This window comes from Streptomyces sp. NPDC096105 (assembly GCF_044763335.1).
Lineage (GTDB): Bacteria > Actinomycetota > Actinomycetes > Streptomycetales > Streptomycetaceae > Streptomyces.
This window is the reverse complement of sequence record NZ_JBIWGC010000006.1, coordinates 100,696-115,948: the sequence shown is the minus strand read 5'-3', so window position 1 is coordinate 115,948 and position 15,253 is coordinate 100,696. Positions and strand designations below refer to the sequence as shown.

Annotated in this window: 16 protein-coding genes; 7 read left to right on the top strand and 9 right to left on the bottom strand. The window is 74.4% G+C overall.

The annotated features are described in order from the left end of the window. Positions 1-131 precede the first annotated feature (131 nt). Complete coding sequence (locus tag ACIQ8B_RS12360) at positions 132-1,460, top strand: glycoside hydrolase family 26 protein (protein ID WP_403546636.1); 1,329 nt, start codon at positions 132-134, stop codon at positions 1,458-1,460. 32 nt (positions 1,461-1,492) lie between these two features. On the opposite strand, the gene ACIQ8B_RS12355 is transcribed toward ACIQ8B_RS12360, so the two are convergent. Genes ACIQ8B_RS12355 through ACIQ8B_RS12320 form a run of 8 tightly spaced genes read right to left on the bottom strand, consistent with a single transcriptional unit; the run spans position 1,493 to position 11,213 of the window. Continuing rightward, positions 1,493-2,143, bottom strand: a complete 651-nt coding sequence (locus tag ACIQ8B_RS12355; RefSeq protein ID WP_403546635.1) for a lipopolysaccharide biosynthesis protein — start codon at positions 2,141-2,143, stop codon at positions 1,493-1,495. After that, positions 2,140-3,294, bottom strand: a complete 1,155-nt coding sequence (locus tag ACIQ8B_RS12350) for a glycosyltransferase (protein WP_290004491.1) — start codon at positions 3,292-3,294, stop codon at positions 2,140-2,142. Before ACIQ8B_RS12350 ends, ACIQ8B_RS12355 begins: the two co-directional genes overlap by 4 nt. A 1-nt stretch (position 3,295) precedes the next feature. Further along, a complete protein-coding gene (locus tag ACIQ8B_RS12345; RefSeq protein ID WP_403546634.1) occupies positions 3,296-4,063 on the bottom strand; it encodes a polysaccharide deacetylase family protein in 768 nt (255 codons plus the stop codon). Continuing rightward, a complete protein-coding gene (gene murJ, locus ACIQ8B_RS12340) occupies positions 4,047-6,065 on the bottom strand; it encodes a murein biosynthesis integral membrane protein MurJ (protein WP_403546633.1) in 2,019 nt (672 codons plus the stop codon). Before murJ ends, ACIQ8B_RS12345 begins: the two co-directional genes overlap by 17 nt. Next, the gene (locus tag ACIQ8B_RS12335; RefSeq protein ID WP_403546632.1) at positions 6,062-7,408 is read right to left on the bottom strand and encodes an O-antigen ligase family protein; all 1,347 of its coding nucleotides are present in this window, start codon (positions 7,406-7,408) and stop codon (positions 6,062-6,064) included. The genes murJ and ACIQ8B_RS12335 overlap by 4 nt, the downstream gene beginning before the upstream one ends. Positions 7,409-7,414: 6 nt before the next feature. Then, entirely contained in the window at positions 7,415-8,839 is a 1,425-nt protein-coding gene (locus ACIQ8B_RS12330) for an exopolysaccharide biosynthesis polyprenyl glycosylphosphotransferase (RefSeq protein WP_403546631.1), read from the bottom strand. Beyond that, positions 8,836-10,077 carry a glycosyltransferase family 4 protein gene (locus ACIQ8B_RS12325; RefSeq protein ID WP_403546777.1) on the bottom strand — a complete coding sequence of 414 codons (1,242 nt, stop codon included), beginning with the start codon at positions 10,075-10,077 and terminating at the stop codon, positions 8,836-8,838. Before ACIQ8B_RS12325 ends, ACIQ8B_RS12330 begins: the two co-directional genes overlap by 4 nt. A gap of 44 nt (positions 10,078-10,121) precedes the next feature. Beyond that, positions 10,122-11,213 carry a DUF3344 domain-containing protein gene (locus ACIQ8B_RS12320; protein ID WP_290004485.1) on the bottom strand — a complete coding sequence of 364 codons (1,092 nt, stop codon included), beginning with the start codon at positions 11,211-11,213 and terminating at the stop codon, positions 10,122-10,124. A gap of 324 nt (positions 11,214-11,537) precedes the next feature. Between ACIQ8B_RS12320 and ACIQ8B_RS12315 the strand changes: the two genes are divergently transcribed. Then, the gene (locus ACIQ8B_RS12315) at positions 11,538-12,461 is read left to right on the top strand and encodes a hypothetical protein (RefSeq protein WP_403546630.1); all 924 of its coding nucleotides are present in this window, start codon (positions 11,538-11,540) and stop codon (positions 12,459-12,461) included. Positions 12,462-12,621: 160 nt separating this feature from the next. Beyond that, positions 12,622-12,888: a hypothetical protein gene (locus ACIQ8B_RS12310; RefSeq protein WP_290004483.1), complete on the top strand. Its 267-nt coding sequence runs from the start codon at positions 12,622-12,624 to the stop codon at positions 12,886-12,888. A 153-nt stretch (positions 12,889-13,041) separates the two neighbouring features. Here the strand turns inward: ACIQ8B_RS12310 and ACIQ8B_RS12305 are convergent, their stop codons facing one another. Continuing rightward, positions 13,042-13,281 (bottom strand): chaplin, encoded by a 240-nt coding sequence (locus tag ACIQ8B_RS12305; protein WP_290004482.1) that lies wholly within the window; start codon positions 13,279-13,281, stop codon positions 13,042-13,044. A 314-nt stretch (positions 13,282-13,595) separates the two neighbouring features. On the opposite strand from ACIQ8B_RS12305, the gene ACIQ8B_RS12300 reads away from it, so the two are divergent. The 4 genes from ACIQ8B_RS12300 to ACIQ8B_RS12285 all read left to right on the top strand — a co-directional run bounded on the left by ACIQ8B_RS12300 (position 13,596) and on the right by ACIQ8B_RS12285 (position 15,137). After that, entirely contained in the window at positions 13,596-13,856 is a 261-nt protein-coding gene (locus ACIQ8B_RS12300; RefSeq protein WP_403546629.1) for a hypothetical protein, read from the top strand. An 87-nt stretch (positions 13,857-13,943) separates the two neighbouring features. Beyond that, positions 13,944-14,237, top strand: a complete 294-nt coding sequence (locus tag ACIQ8B_RS12295) for a hypothetical protein (protein ID WP_403546628.1) — start codon at positions 13,944-13,946, stop codon at positions 14,235-14,237. Between the two features lie 209 nt (positions 14,238-14,446). Continuing rightward, positions 14,447-14,716: a hypothetical protein gene (locus tag ACIQ8B_RS12290; RefSeq protein WP_403546627.1), complete on the top strand. Its 270-nt coding sequence runs from the start codon at positions 14,447-14,449 to the stop codon at positions 14,714-14,716. A gap of 142 nt (positions 14,717-14,858) precedes the next feature. Then, on the top strand, positions 14,859-15,137 hold the full coding sequence (locus ACIQ8B_RS12285; RefSeq protein ID WP_403546626.1) for a hypothetical protein: 279 nt from the start codon (positions 14,859-14,861) through the stop codon (positions 15,135-15,137). Positions 15,138-15,253 lie beyond the last annotated feature (116 nt).

Here is a 15,253-nt window from a genome sequence, read left to right as displayed (position 1 = left end):
GGGGAGAACGGCACTCGAAAGCCGCAGCGACAGTGGCACTGTCGTATGTCGTATGGCTGACTTCATATGACTGTCCGTCAACAGCGAGGCATTGAGCAGCAGACGGACGCGAGCGAGAAGAGGAGCAGCCAATGGCCCCACAGCACAGGCGGGTCCGGGCCCGCGCCCTGGCCGTGGGCGCGGCGGCGGTCGTGGTGACGGCCGCCCTGGCGGCGGGTCCCGCGGCCGGGGCGGCGCCCACGGACGACACCGGGGCCGCGTCGCCGGGCCCCACCGGGCGTCCCGCACCGGCCGCCGGACCCGCCGCGTCGGCCTTCCCCACGCCCGACGTCGGTGTCCCCGCCGTGTCCGTGCCCTACCTCCCCGCACCCGCCGTCCCCGCCGTCCCGGAGGTGCGGCCGCCGGCGGTCGCCCCGCCGTCCACGCCCGCTCCCGCGGAGGGCGTGCCGCCGTTCGGCGCGTTCCTCGCCTCCGACGAGCGCGGTGTGGAGCGGATGGAGCAGCTCAGCCACTGGCTCGGCGGCGCGGAACTGCGCGTGGGCCACACCTACCTGCCCGGCAACCACTGGAAGGACATCGAGGGCGACGTCGGCTTCCTCGAGGCGTGGGCGCGGTGGCGCAACGCCGACGACACACGCATGCTCGTCCTCAACGTCCCGCTCCAGGAGCGCAACGAGGCGGGCGTGCCCGACGGGGAGGTCCGCGAGCTGCTGCGGCGCGGCGCGGCCGGCGAGTTCGACCACCACTTCCGCGCCCTCGCCGAACGGCTCGTCGCGCTGAGGATCCCGGACACCGTGCTGGTGCTCGGCTGGGAGATGAACGGCGTCACCTACACCCACCGCTGCGGCCCCGACCCGGAGAACTGGAAGAAGTACTGGAACCGCATCGTCACCACGATGCGTTCCGTTCCCGGCCAGGAATTCCGGTTCGAGTTCACGCCCAACCGGGGCCGCGACGCCGTGCCGTGGACGCAGTGCTATCCCGGCGACGACACCGTCGACATCATCGGAATGGACTCCTACGACCAGCCGTCCGGGATGTCCTTCGACGAACAGGTGGAGGAACCCTACGGACTCCAGGCGCACGTCGATTTCGCCAAGGCGCACGGAAAGCCCATCTCCTACCCGGAGTGGGGGCTTTTCCGCAACGGCGACAATCCCGCGTACATGCGCGGCATGCTCGCCTGGATGCAGCAGCACCGGCCCCTCTACCACACGGTGACCGACTACTGCCCGCACGGCGTGTGGCAGTGCGACGACAACCCGGAGTCCTCCCGCGTCTTCCGTTCCGCCCTCTACGGCCGCACGCCCGAGGACCCGCAGACCCCGGCGCCCGACGAGCCGCCCGCGGGACCGGAGCTGCCGGACCACTGCGCGCCGCTGGACCTCGGACGCTGGGTGGAGCACTGGCTCGGCGGGAAGCTGTGCCTGCGCCTCGACTGGTGGTCGCGCTCCCGGTAGCGCCGGGCCCGTCCCGGCCGGGACCACCGCCGTCACCGCGGCACGTCGGCGGCGGTGGCCGGACCGGGCACCGAGGCGGCGGGCGCCGGTTCCCCGTCCCGGCCGCCGCGGCGGGGCCGGGCCAGCAGCGCGAGCCCGCCGAGCAGCCCGCCCGCGCTCGCGCCGACCAGGGCGGTCACCGCCGGCGACGCCGACGCGGGCGCGGACGGCTTCACCGCGCGGGAGAACTGCACCAGCCGCACCCGGGTGCTGTCCTTGGAGTCCTCCGCGTGCCGGGTCAGCGCCCGCGCCACCGCGTTCGCCATGTCGACGGCCGTGTCGGGCCGCTCGGAGACGGCCGTGACGGACACCATCGGCGCGTCCGGCGAGGTCGCCGTGCGCACGCTGTCCCGCAGGGTGCGCACCGGCACACCGGCCCACACCTGCGCGTCCCCCAGCACCGCGAGCTGGGCGGCCACCCGCCCGTACGCCTGCGCGAAACCCCGCGCGGACTCCGGGGTGGCCTGATCGGTGGGGACGGCCACGACGTAACTGGTCGCCGAGTACTCGGGCGGCGTGAGCAGGCCGTACGCGCCGCCGGACAGGCCGCCGAGAAGCGTGCCGGCCACCAGCGCGGACCAGGCGGGCAGCCTCCTGACGCGGTCCAGGGACGGGAGGCGCAGACGGGTCGGGGTGTCGGTCATGAGGGGCGGGCTTCCTTGGCGTGGGGGGACGGGGACGGGCCGGCCACGGCGGCCGCGTACACGTCCATGAGGCGGGCGGAGCTGCGGGTGATGCTGTAATGGCGGGCCGCCTCGGCGGCCGTGCGCGGCGCCGGGCCCGCCGCGCGGACCTCGGCGATCGCGCGGGCGTACGCCTCGGGGCCGCCGCGCACCCGCCGCGCGCCGGCCGAGGCGTCCGGCGGCAGGTCCTCGATCGCCGGGCAGGAGCCGTAGAGCACGGGCAGCCCGGCGGCCAGGGCCTCCACCACCGCGAGGCCGAACGCCTCCTCCGTGGACGGGGACGCGAAGAGGTCCATCGCCGAGGTGAGCGAGGGCAGGTCGGGGCCGGGGGAGCCGTCGGGCACGGCGGGCCGTTCCCCAGTGAACAGCACCCGCCCGGACACCCCGGCCTCGTGGGCGGTGCGGCGCAGCACGTGCTCCTCGGGTCCGCCGCCCACCAGCAGCAGCCAGCAGTCCTCCGGAAGCGCGGCGAGGGCCCGCACCAGCACGTCGAACCGCTTGCCGGGGGCGAGCCGGCCCACCCCGCCGACGACGAACGCGCCGTCCGGCAGCCCCAGCCGCCGGCGGGTGCGCTCCCGTCGCCGGGGGTCGAAGCGGAAGCGGTCCAGCTCGATGCCGTTCGGCACCACCTCGATCCGCGGGGCCGGCACCCCCCAGCGCTTCAGCCGGTCCGCCACCGTCGGGGAGACGGCCACCGTCGCCGAGCCGAGCCGCTCGCTCGCCAGGTACAGCGCCCGCACGCCCTGGGTGAGCGCGCGGCCCTCCATCTGGGAGTCGCCCAGCGAGTGCTCGGTCGCCACGACCGCCCGCACGCCCGCCACCCGCGCGGCCGGCCGGCCGTACACGCAGGCCCGGTACAGATGCGTGTGCACCAGGTCGTAGCCGCCGGAGCGGATCACCCGGACCAGGCGCGGCAGCACGCCCACGTCGCGGTTGCCCGCCATGCCCAGGTGCAGTACCCGCACCCCGTCGGCGCGCAGGCCCTCGGCGACCGGGCCCGGGTTGGTGAGCGTCACCACGTCGCAGTCGACGGGCAGATGACGCAGCAGCAGCCGCAGCTGCTGCTCCGCGCCGCCCACGCCGAGACCGGTGATGATGTGCAGCGCCCTCATCTCACACGCCCTCCACCGGGCGGCGGCGCCAGCGGTGCAGCCGCAGCTTCAGGTGCAGCCGCCACGCCGTGTCGTTCTGCCCGACGTGCGCCCGCGGCAGGGCGTGCGGGCCGGTCAGCGGGCCCGGGTCGATGGCGCAGGCGTACCGGTAACCGGCCTTGCGCACGGCTTCCACGGCGCGCGCGTCGACCGTGCCGTACGGGTAGCAGAAGCCGTCCGCCGGAGCGCCGGTCAGCTCGGCGAGCCGGGCGCGGCTGTCGGTCACCTCGGCGGCGAGCACGGTGTCGTCGGCGCGGGTCAGGTCGACGTGGGTGAGTCCGTGCGAGCCGATCTCCACGCCCTCCCCGGCGGCACGCCGGACGCCGTCGGCGGTCAGCAGCGGCTTGCGCGGGCCGAGCGGGTCCCAGGCGTTGTCGCCGCCGAGCCGCCCCGGCAGCACGAACAGGGTCGCGTTGAACCGGAAACGGCGCAGCAGCGGCAGCGCGCCGGTGAGGAAGTCGGTGTAGCCGTCGTCGAAGGTCAGACCGACCAGGTCCTGCCCCTCGCCGCGGGCGCGCGCGTCCAGCAGCTCCGCCACGGACACGCCCCGCAGCCCACGCCGGCGCAGCCAGGTCAGCTGGTGCTCCAGCCGGTCCGGGGTGACCGTGATGCGGTACGGGTCGTCCGAGCAGTCGCCCACCGAGTGGTACATCGCCACCCAGGGGACGGACGCCGGGCGGCGGCCCGCCGGGGTGCGGTCGGCGAGCGGGGATTCAACGGGTGCGGCCATGTGTGAGCCTTCGTGTGACGGTACGGACGGAGCGCCGCACGGTCGCGGCGCCCACGCCCAGGGCGGACAGGGCGAGGGGGAGGAAGACGGCGGTGACGGCCAGGCAGCCGGCCGCGAGCGACGCCACGGGCGAGGAGAAGCGGCCCGCGGCGAACACCCCGGCCGTGACGGCCAGGACGGACGCGAGGACGGGCCGGCCGAGGTCGGCGAGGACCCGGCGGACGCCCACCGTGAGGCCCGGCGCGTCCCCGGCGGGGGCGGTGCGCAGACCGGTCAGCAGCAGGGCGGCGGTGACGGTGATGCCGGCGGCGTTGGCCGCGGCGATCCCCGCGACGCCCCAGCGGCCCACCGCCAGCGCGCCGATCAGGGACGTGGCGACGATGCCCACGCCCATCACGCCGAGCGGGTACCAGCGGGCGCGGCCCGCCGAGAAGTAGCAGCGCACCAGCGCGCCCACCAGCGTCTGGCCGAGCAGGCCCAGCGCGTACACCCGCATCACGTCCGCCGTCGCGGCGGTGTCGGACGCGGTGAACGCCCCGCGCTGGAAGAGGAGTCCGGTCATCTGCGGGGCGCAGGCGACCACCGCGCACATGCCCAGCAGCACCACGCAGGAGGCCAGCACCAGGTCCCGCTGCACACGGGTGCGGGCCCGCGCGGTGTCCCCGTCGGCGAGCGCCCGCGCCACCACCGGGAAGGTGACGGTGCACACCATCAGCGACAGCGTCATCGGGATCTGGGCGACCTTCTGCGCGTAGTTGAGGTGCGAGATCGCGCCCGCGGGCAGTGAGGACGCCAGGAACCGCTCGACCAGGACCTGCGACTGACGGCACAGCGCGAACAGCAGCACGGCGGCGATCAGCGCCAGCCGCACCGGCCGCTCCTCGTCCGCCGGACCGTCGACGGCGGCGGCCGGCGCGGGCGTGCGGGAGGTGAGCTGCCGCCACAGCGACGGCAGTTGCGCCGCCACCATCAGACAGCCGCCCACCGCGACCCCGGCCGCGGCCGCGCGCACCCCCCACGCGTCGCCGAAGGCGAACATCGTCGCGATGATCCCGGTGTTGTACGCGACGTAGATCGCCGCCGGGGCGAGGAAGCGGTGGTGCGCCCGCAGCGCGGCGCTGCAGTACCCGGCGAGCCCGAAGGCCAGCAGGCTGAGCGCGGTGAGCCGGGTGCAGTCCACGGCGAGCCCGGGGTCGGGCAGCCCGGGCGCGAGGACGCGCACCAGGTACGGCGCCCCCGCGGCGACCAGCGCGGCCACCGCGGCGAACGCCAGGCACAGCCGCGGCAGCGTGGCCCGGACCAGCTCGCGCACCGGGTCGCCGGGGACGCCCCGGGCGCGCCGGGCCAGCGCCATGCTGAACGCCGGGATCAGCGCGATCGCCAGCCCGTCCTCGATCAGCAGCGTCGCCGCCATCTCGGGCACGGTCCACGCGACGAGGAAGGCGTCCGTGTCGCTGCCCGCCCCGAACAGCCGGGCCAGCGACTGGTCCCGCACCAGGCCGAGCAGCGACCCGGCGATGGACAGCACGGCGGTGACGAGCGCGGCGCGGGCGAGGAAGCGGCGGGAGGCACCGGGTTCCCCGGAGTCCCCGGAGTCCTCCGGACCTGCGCCGGCGCGGTCGCCCGGGGGGCGGCCGGACGCACCGGCGCCGGCGCGGGCGGGTCCGGCGGTGGCGCGGGCCTTCGCGCGGGCCGGGACGGCGGCGACCACCCGGCTCCCGCCGCGGGGCCGGCCGCACTCCGCGCGAGGGCCGGGCGCGGCGCCGGCCGACGGCGGGTCGGCGGACGGCGGGTCGGCGGACGGGACGCCGCCCGCCGGTGCCGCGTGCGCCGCGGCCGTCGGTTCCGTGCGTGCCGGACCGGCGGTCGCCGTGCCGGGGTCCGGGGTGCGGGTGGTGCGGGTCGTGCGGGGGGTCTCGGTCGTGGGCGAGCCGGGGAGGGGGAGCGAGGGCGGCGCGCCGAGCGGCGGCGTACCGGCCGGCCGGGCGGGGAGGGACGTCATCGGGCCACCGCCTCCTCCGCCCGGCCCGGGGCGGCGTCCTGGCGGGCCGCGCCCTCCCGGCCGTGCTCCGCCAGCCCCCACCACGCCGTCAGGCCGAGGGCGACCCCGGTCAGGACGGTCGAGGGGCCGCCGATGTCGCCGTACACGTAGTCGGTGAGCTGCCACAGCAGCAGGCCGCAGGCGATCAGCGCGCAGTCGAGACCGCGCCCGTCGCGCCGCGCCCGCACCAGGGCGCGCACCGCGCACACCAGCAGCGCCAGCCAGCTCCCCGTCAGCGCGCAGAAGCCGAGCAGACCCTGCTCGCTGAGCACCAGCAGGTACATGCTGTGCGGGGAGAGCAGCGCCTGCTTGTGGTACGTCTCCCCGGCGCCCTCGATGTCGCTGCCCGAGGACAGCGCGAGCGTGGCGTGCCCGTCGCGGTACTCGGGGAAGTTCTTCAGCCCCACGCCGGTCAGCGGGTGGTCGCGCCACATGCCGGCGGCCGACGCCCACAGCGTGTACCGGTCCACCACGGACTGGTCCGGCGCGTCGGCCACCTGCGTGATGCTGTCGATCCGCTCCTGCAGCATCGCCGTACCGACGCCGAAGCCGCCCACGAGGACCACCCCCGCCGCGACCACGGCCGCCCCCACCTTCAGCGCCCGCCGCAGTCCCGCCAGCGCGAGCTGCGCCGCGCAGGCCAGCGCGGTCGCGATCCAGGCGCCCCGGCTGAACGACACCGCCAGCGGCACGATCAGCGCGACCGCGCATCCGGCCGCCGCCGCCCGCTGCCACGACGGGGTGCGGCCCAGCGCCAGCCCGGTCGCGCAGACCATGCCGAGCGCCACCGCCGTGGCCATGCCCATCACGTCCTGCGCCCCGAAGGTGCCGACCGCGCGGACGGTCTCGCCCTGGTAGCTGGCGCCGGTCGCGGTGACGTACTGGTGCACGCCCACGGCCCCCTGCCACAGTGCGAGGCCCACGAACGACCAGGCCAGCACCCGGAAGTCGGCCCGGCCGCGCAGCAGCACCAGCACGGCCGCCGGGACCAGCACGAACACCTGCAGGTAGCGGGCCATCCCGCCGAGCCCCGCCGCCGGCGAGGCCGCGCCCATGGCGGCGACCGCGAGCCCCGCCACGGGCAGTCCCAGCACCACCGCCGCGCGCGGCGACAGCGGGCGCCGCCGCTCTCGCAGCAGGAGGATCACGCAGTACCCCACCACCAGCGCGGACACCACGTCGGCGGGTCCCACGCCGTCTCCCGTGGCCGGCAGGGCCAGCAGCGCGACCACCGCGACCAGCGGCAGGACCGGCGCGAGCCGGGCGGCCCGGCGCGGCAGCGGCAGTACGGGGACGTGGCTCACCTGGCGTCAGCTCCCCGTCGGACGGACCAGCGTGGCCGCCGTGCGCAGCAGGATGCAGACGTCCTGCCACAGCGACCAGTCGTCGATGTACGCGTTGTCGAACCGGGCGCGGTCCTCGATCGAGGTGTCGCCGCGCAGCCCGTGGACCTGCGCCAGCCCGGTGATGCCGGCGCGCATCCGGTGCCGGGCCGCGTAACCCGGGTACGTCTCGCTGAACTGGGCGACGAAGTACGGGCGTTCGGGGCGCGGGCCGACCAGGCTCATGTCGCCGCGCAGCACGTTCCACAGCTGGAGCAGCTCGTCCAGCGAGGTGCGGCGCAGCATCCGGCAGAAACGGCGCATCTCGTGCTCGTTGGCCACGCTCCACCGGGTCGCCGACTCGTGCTCGTCGACCGGCCGGTGGGTGCGGAACTTCAGCAGCGTGAACGGCCTGCCGTCCCGCCCGATGCGCTCCTGACGGAACACCACCCCGGGCCCGTCGGTGAGCCGCAGCGTCACCGCGCACACCAGCAGCAGCGGGCTGACCAGCAGCAGCAGCGTCCCCGACACCAGGATGTCGAGCAGCCGCTTGCCCGCGCCCCCGCCGCGCACCGCCGCGAGGTCCAGCCGCCGGCAGGAGAACCCGGCCAGCCGCTCCCGCGCCGGGTACGGCGCGGCGTCGGCGTCGACCTCCCACACCACGCATCCCGACGCGGCCAACGACCGCAGCAGCGGGCCCTGTTCGGTGCGCACCGACGGGTGGACGGCGAGCACCGCCCGCACCCCGTTCTGAATGACCGCCCGCTCGACCTCCTCGTCCGTCCGCAGCACGGGAACGCCTCCTTCGGTCCCGTCCCCCTGCGCGGCGACGACTCCTACCGGCCGCACCCCGCTGCGGGGGTGGCGCAGCACGGCGGCGGCCACGCGCTGCGCGGTCGCCGCGGGACCGATGACGAGCGCCGCCCGCGGGTGGCGCAGCAGCGCGGCGCGCCGCCGCCCGTGCACCAGCGCGCGCAGTCCGCCGGCCGCCGCCACCTGCACGGCGAACCCGGTCAGCACGGTGGCCACGGACAGCGCGTCCTGCGGCCGCAGCGCCGCCCACAGCGCGGCTGCGGCCAGCCAGGCCACCGCCACCCGCCCGCACACGGCGGGCAGTTCCTCCAGCAGCGCCGGCACCGGCGTCGGCCCGACGCGCGGGCGCAGCAGCAGGGAGGCCCCGGCCAGCAGGGCGAGGAGCAGCGGGGAGTGCCCGGCGGCCGTCCACCAGGCGAGCAGGGCCGCCGCGCCGTCCGCGAGCAGCGGGGGGACGGGGGAGGCGGGGCGGTCGGGGGGTCGTGCGGCGGGCAGCCGGGAAGCGGTGCCGGAGCCGCGCGGGGGCATGACGGACAGGGGGGAGGATCCGTGCTCCCGCGGTGCGACACCGGGGGAGGTCACGGTACGTTCGGCGGTCACGAGTGGATGGACTCCCTGTGCTCTGAGTACTCGACGCGCTGTGTCGTCCGGTCGGCCTCGGCGCCGCCGGCCGTCCGGAGCGGGTGCGCCCCGGTCACGGCCGGCCGGGCGCCGAGCAGATCGCGGTAGACGCCGGCGACCGCTCTCGCGGTGTGCCGCACGTCGTGGAGGGACAGCACATGGCGGCGGGCCCGGTCGCCGAGGGACGCGCGCAGCGGCGGGTCGAGCAGCAGCGCGGCCACGGTCCGGGCGAGCGCCCCCGGGTCCTCCGGCGGTACCAGGCAGCGACCGGCCAGCGACGGCGGCAGGCTCTCGCGGGCCCCGTCGACGTCCGTGACCACTACGGGCCGCGCGCAGGCCATCGCCTCCAGCGGGGCCAGCGCCATCCCTTCCCAGCGGGACGGCAGCACGACGAGGTCGGCGGCCTGGTACCAGGGCGCCGCGTCCGCCACGGCCCCGGCGAACACCACCGAGCGCGGCGCGGCGGCCCGCAGCCGGTCCCGGTCGGGACCGTCGCCGACCAGCACCAGCCGCGCCCCCGGCACCTGCCGCCGTACGGCGTCCCAGGCCCGCAGCAGGACGTCCTGCCCCTTCTGCCGGCACAGCCGCCCCACGCACACGACGAGCGGCGCATCGTCCAGGGTGCTCAGCCGGGGGAGCTGGGCCCTGACCGGACCGGCGTCCGCGGGCCGGAACTGCTCGGGGTCGATGCCGTTGGGGACGACGATCCAGCGGCCGCGGACGCCCGCGTCCACCCCGGTGGCCCGCTCCGCCTCGCTCACGCAGATCACCCGGGAGGCCCAGCGCGCCGCCCACCGCTCCCAGCGCAGGGCGAGCGCGGCCGTGCTCCCGCCCACCGCCTCGAACGACCAGGCGTGCGGCTGGAACACGGTGGGGACGCGCCCGCGCACGGCGAGCCGCCCGGCCAGCCCGGCCTTCGCGCTGTGCGCGTGCACCAGGTCGGGCCGCACCTCGGCGACGATCCCCTTGAGTTGCCGTACCTCACGCGCCAGCGAAGGGCCCGGCGAGCGGGTCGCGTCCCAGGTCCGCACGTGCGCGCCGAGGGAGCGCAGCCGGGTGGTGAGGGGGCTGTCGGGGCAGGCGGCGGTGACGTCCATGCCGTCGGCGAGCTGCGCCCGCACCAGGTCGGTCACGACGCGGGCGACGCCTCCGTCCACGGGCTGGGTGAGGTGCAGGACGCGTGGCCGCCGGCCGGGCGGTGTCAGGTCCGTGGGCACGGTTTCCTCGCTCACGCAGGGGTCCGGAACGTGGGACGGCGGGTTCACGGACGGGCGTCGACGGCGGCGAAGAGCACGCCGGCCCACGCGGCGTCCCGCTCGGAGGTGAGGCGGAGGGCCACCTGGTCACCGGCGCGCGTGAGGTGCCCGCCGAGGTCGAACACGTCGGAGTCGTAGCCGAGGGTGTTGGCGTACGCGGGCACGCGCGAGGAGGGCGCGTTCGCGGGATCGGAGACGGTGGAGTTCAGCACGTCGTCGGCCGGGTCGGCGCCGTTGCCGAGCGCGGTGGCGGTGTCGCCCGCGGTCAGGACGAGGGAGTCGCCGGTGGTGCCGCGGTCGCCGTTGTAGGCCACCATGCCCGCCCGGCCCCCGGCGGCCGCCGGGTACGGCAGGCCGCGCAGCGCGAGGGCCGCGCCGGAGTCGCCGCCCAGCGGGGCGAAGCCGTCCCACACCGACAGGTGCCGCAGCGGCTCCGCCGGGTTCTCGTAGGCCACCACCAGCGTCCAGCCGCCCCAGGCGCCGGCCGCCGACTGCCCGCCGGCCACGTTGATCTGCGCGACCGTGTAGAGGCCGGACCCGCTGTCCCGTACGAGCCGGGTCACATCGGCGGAGGCCTGGAAGGCGTCCATGCCGCCCGCCACGCGGTGCCCGACGACGGTGTCCGCGAGCAGTTCCTTGTAGCTGCCGCCCGGCTCGGCGATCAGCACCCGCCCGTTGTCCTCGGCCGGCTTCTGCTCGCCGACGAGCAGATTGCCGCCCCAGTACAGCCGCGCGTACGTCACCCGCGAGCCCGAGGGCAGCCGGACCTCCCCCCGGGAGGAGTTGTACGTGTTGGGGTCGTCGTCGACGTCGATGTAGTGCATGTCGAAGTCGCCGTTCACACCGGGCCGCGTGCCGTTCTGCACCGCGCGGCAGGAGGACGCCGAGGCACGGCAGGTGGCGGACGAGTTGGCCGCGCGCACGATGTCGCCGTGCTGGAGGGCCCGGTAGCGCTCGCTGAAGGGGATCACCTCCGCCTCAGGAGCCGGTGCGGCGGGTGCGGCGACGGCGGTGGAGCCGCAGGGCGCCCACAGCGCGGCCAGGGCGAGGACGCCCACCGTCACATGGCGAAGCAGCTGACCCAGGGTTTGGCGCATGACCGTTCGGAGCCTTTCGGAAAAGGGTGGCGGCGGCAGGGCAGCGGGGACGAGTGCGATGCGTCCGCCCAAGGAAGGTGCGTCGGAGCACCGCAACTCTAGTCACCAAACGGACAAAGTAGGTGAAATTCTTCTAAGGGTGGCAAGTGTGTTGGAATCGTGGAACCGGGTCTGCCGCTCCCGTTCCCCCGCATCCCGGCTCATCTGCCGGGACGCGCAGCAGGGTGACGGCGGCCCGGACCGAAAGGCGTACGCCCGGTTGCGGGGCGTCGCGGGCGCTTCGACGGTGGGTGCAAGATCCGAAGCCCCGCGAAAGGACTCTTCATGCGCGCTCTGCCGGCCCGGCGCATCGCACTCGGCGCCCTGTGCGCCGCCCTCCTGGCCACCACCGGCCCGGCCGCCCTCGCGGCCGACCGGCTCTCCGGGCAGGACCCGGCGGCGTCATCCGCCGCGCTTCTCGTGCGGGTCTCGCACACCGAGGCGGCCCGGGGCGACCTCGCCCCGGTCGCCGAGCTGATCAAGGCGGTCCTCGCCGCTCCCGACGGCCACCTCCCCCCGGTCCGGGCCCGCGAGCTGGCCGACGCGGCCCGGACGGCAGTGACCCGCGCGGCGGCCGACGACCCCGTGACCGTCACCACGACCGTGACCACCCACACCTCCACTCCCGCCGCCGCTCCCGTCACGCCGCTGCTGCCGGGTCTGCCGGCGCCGGTGACGGGCGTGCTGCTGCCCACGGCCGAGGAGGACGACGGCACCGCGAACAGCGGCCTGGACGCCGTGCGCGAGGCCCTCGACAGCCTCCTGGACCTGCTGCTCCCCACGTCCGGCCAGACCGGGGCCGGCAGCAGTGCGACGACCACGACGACCGAGACCACGTCGACCGGCACGACGGAGATCACGATCAGCACGGACAGCACGGACAGCACGGAGTCCACGACGGACGCGTCGGACATCACGGGCGCCACGGATGCGGCGGACGCGGTGGCCGATGCCGCCCTCGTGTCCACCGACGAGCTCCTCGCCCGGGTGGACGAGCTCCTCGACGCGCTGACCGGGACCGACCCGCAGACGGCCACGACCCTGCCCGCCCCCGCCGAGCCGGCCGCCCCCGCCGAGCCGGCGGATCCCGCAGAGCCCGCGGACCCCGCAGAGCCCGCGGACCCGGCGGCTCCCGCCGATCCCGCGGGGGCCGCCGCGTCACCGGGAGTGCTGTCCGCGCTCACGTCACTCCTGCTGCCGAATTCCTGAGAACACGACGCGGCCTCAGGAGCACCGTCAGTTCATAGAATTCGTATCTCGTATGAGAACTCGGCAATCTTCGATTTCCCGGTTTCCGCTCCGGCCGGGGATCGTTGTGCACGGCGACAGAACCACTCCGGCGACTTGCGTTGCCGAAGAAAGGAACACGATGAAGTCCCTGAAGGCTGCCGCCGTCCTTGCCGGGTCCCTGATCGCCGCCGGTGTCGCCGCGCCCGCGTACGCCGACTCCACCGACCTGGCGTCCACCGGCCTCGACACGGGCCTGCGCACCGCGGTTCCCTTCGAGCTGATGCCGCTGCACGAGTCGGACACGCTCGAGACCGACCAGGAATCGGTGATGGGCACCGCGAAGGAGGCGGCGGCCGTCGTGAACGAGGTCAAGCCGGTGCGTGGCGACGTGGGGCTGCACGCCTGAGTTTTCACCTTCCAGCGACATGTGGCCCCCGGTGCCGGCACCGGGGGCCACATGTTTTCCCGCTTCTGTGGTGGCGCGCAGAGAAGGAGCCCCGGGCGCGAGGCTACCGGGGCTCCCGGGGCGCTACGACGGAGTGCGTAGACCGCGGAACTGCTATTTGTTCACGCAGTAGTTGCCGAAGGCGGGGTTCAGGGCACCGATGATGTTCACGGTGTTGCCGCACAGGTTGACGGGGACGTGGATCGGAGCCTGGATCACATTGCCCGACAGGACGCCGGGCGAGTGGACGGCCGCACCCTCGGCGCCCGAGTGGGCCGAGGCCAGGCCGGCGCTGCCCAGAACCACGGCACCGGTGCCGAGGGCGATGGCGCCGACCTTCGCGATGTGAGACATCACGTTCTCCTTACTGACTGGTTAAGCGCGGCAGCACGACTAGCGCCGCACGCACCGCTCAACGCGGGACGGCAACCCGGGTCACGGGGTATGTCCAGGGATCACTCTTTGGCCCCCTTTGAGGCGAACCGCGGTCTGCGCCCACCTCGCCATGGACCGTTCGAGATGACCTCGCAAGCCCCTGACCTGCATCTTCATGGAAAAGTTACGCATATGGGCGTTTCGGCTACCCAAAGCCACAAAGTTCGCTTACGTTAACAACCGTCAGTGACCAGCCCATAACGGGCTGTGTCCGCACGAGAAACGGAGAGGTAATGCGTAAGTTCCAGAAGGCCGCCGTTGTCGCGGCCATGCTCGGCAGCGTCAGCTTCCTCGGTGCCGGCGTGAGCCACGCCGGTGACAACCCGGGCTTCGAGCTCAACAGCGAGCAGGTCACGACCTGCGCCCAGGACCAGTCGATCCAGTCGCTGGTGACCATCGACGACGTCACCGCCGGTGTCGGGGCGATCCTCGGCCTGGGCAACGCGTCGAACGTCGAGACCAACGCCATCGCCTGCTCCTCGAACCTCGGCTGAGCAGTCGCTGTCAGGTAAGCCTGGCGGGCTCCGGGTTCCGCGCCTTCGCGGTGCGGACCCGGGCCCGCACGGCCCCTCTGTCACCCCATGACCGTCAAGGAAACAAGGTTGATGTTCCAGTCGAAGAAGATCGCGGTGGCGGGCCTCCTGGGTGGCCTCGCGCTGACCGGTTTCGGTGCCGTCCAGGCCGTCGGCGCCGAGAGTCCGGGCAACTGCACCAAGAACGACAAGGGCCAGATTCGCTGCGTCCAGGTCAGCGAGTACCGCGTCACCGAACAGGACGGCAAGGTGCGCATCGACAGCAAGGTGTCGCAGAGCTGTTCCGGCAAGGGCGAGGTCAGGTGCACCAGCAGCCTTGTTGTCGAAGGCGAGAAGTCCTGACCGCGTGTCGATGCGCAGGTGCGTGTCGCTCGATGGCCGAATTGCCGGGCTGATTGTGTGAAATGGCGACAGCGGCCTGATGTGCCTTTTTCTGTCGCATGAATACCGTTCGGCGTTTCACTATCAATTGTCGCAAAGGTCGCTCTATGTTTAGCGGCTGTCACCGACCGGCCCGCCGTGGGTCGAGTCACTTCCAGAATGGAGCAGTAATGCGCAAGTACCAGAAGGCCGCCGTCGTCGTGGCGATGCTCAGCAGCGTCGGCTTCCTCGGTGCCGGCACCAGCTTCGCCGGTGACGAGCCGGAGGTGGAGGTCAACAACAGCCAGACCACGAACTGCGTGCAGGACAACTCGGTCCAGTCGCTGATCGCCATCGACGACATCAACCTCGCGGTCGGCATCCTGGGTCTCGGCAACGTCGAGAACAAGGAGGCGAACGTCGTGGAGTGCGCCAGCTCCCTCGCCTTCGGTGGCAAGTGACCACCCTCGGGTGAAGGGCAGGCCCGGCGTCCGGACGCACGCGATCCGGACGCCGGGCCTGCCCCGCTTCGTCGGCCGTCTCGGCTTCCCTGACGGCCCCGCCGCGCAGCAGCGGCGGGGCCGAGCGTGAAGGAAAAGGTAGATGCTCAAGTCGTTCAAGATCACGGTGTTGGCAGGGGTTCTGGGCAGCTCCGCCCTGATCGGTCTCGGCGCCGTTCAGGCCGCCGCCGTCGAGAGTCCCGGTAAGTGCACCAACGACGGCAAGGGGCACGTGCGCTGCGCGGACGTGCGCAAGGAACGGGTCACCAGCGAGGAGAACGGGGTGATTCACCTCGTCAACGCTATGAAGCAGGAGTGCTCCGGGAGCAACGCGAAGGTGTCCTGCGCCACCAGGGTCATCGTCGACGGCGAAGAGTCCTGACGCTGCCGCGGTCATGCGGAAGGGGCGGCACCCCCTGGTGGGGGTGGGGCCCGGCGCCATGACGGGCGGCAGACGGGGGGGGGGGGGTATACGGGGCCCGGGGGGAGGAGGGGGGT

What these genes read in the sequence shown, in the direction of transcription:
- ACIQ8B_RS12360 (WP_403546636.1), top strand. Translation starts at nt 132, where the DNA reads ATGGCCCCACAGCACAGGCGGGTCCGGGCCCGCGCCCTGGCCGTGGGC.
- ACIQ8B_RS12355 (WP_403546635.1), bottom strand. Translation starts at nt 2,143, where the DNA reads ATGACCGACACCCCGACCCGTCTGCGCCTCCCGTCCCTGGACCGCGTC.
- ACIQ8B_RS12350 (WP_290004491.1), bottom strand. Translation starts at nt 3,294, where the DNA reads ATGAGGGCGCTGCACATCATCACCGGTCTCGGCGTGGGCGGCGCGGAG.
- ACIQ8B_RS12345 (WP_403546634.1), bottom strand. Translation starts at nt 4,063, where the DNA reads ATGGCCGCACCCGTTGAATCCCCGCTCGCCGACCGCACCCCGGCGGGC.
- murJ (WP_403546633.1), bottom strand. Translation starts at nt 6,065, where the DNA reads ATGACGTCCCTCCCCGCCCGGCCGGCCGGTACGCCGCCGCTCGGCGCG.
- ACIQ8B_RS12320 (WP_290004485.1), bottom strand. Translation starts at nt 11,213, where the DNA reads ATGCGCCAAACCCTGGGTCAGCTGCTTCGCCATGTGACGGTGGGCGTC.
- ACIQ8B_RS12315 (WP_403546630.1), top strand. Translation starts at nt 11,538, where the DNA reads ATGCGCGCTCTGCCGGCCCGGCGCATCGCACTCGGCGCCCTGTGCGCC.
- ACIQ8B_RS12310 (WP_290004483.1), top strand. Translation starts at nt 12,622, where the DNA reads ATGAAGTCCCTGAAGGCTGCCGCCGTCCTTGCCGGGTCCCTGATCGCC.
- ACIQ8B_RS12305 (WP_290004482.1), bottom strand. Translation starts at nt 13,281, where the DNA reads ATGTCTCACATCGCGAAGGTCGGCGCCATCGCCCTCGGCACCGGTGCC.
- ACIQ8B_RS12300 (WP_403546629.1), top strand. Translation starts at nt 13,596, where the DNA reads ATGCGTAAGTTCCAGAAGGCCGCCGTTGTCGCGGCCATGCTCGGCAGC.
- ACIQ8B_RS12295 (WP_403546628.1), top strand. Translation starts at nt 13,944, where the DNA reads ATGACCGTCAAGGAAACAAGGTTGATGTTCCAGTCGAAGAAGATCGCG.
- ACIQ8B_RS12290 (WP_403546627.1), top strand. Translation starts at nt 14,447, where the DNA reads ATGCGCAAGTACCAGAAGGCCGCCGTCGTCGTGGCGATGCTCAGCAGC.
- ACIQ8B_RS12285 (WP_403546626.1), top strand. Translation starts at nt 14,859, where the DNA reads ATGCTCAAGTCGTTCAAGATCACGGTGTTGGCAGGGGTTCTGGGCAGC.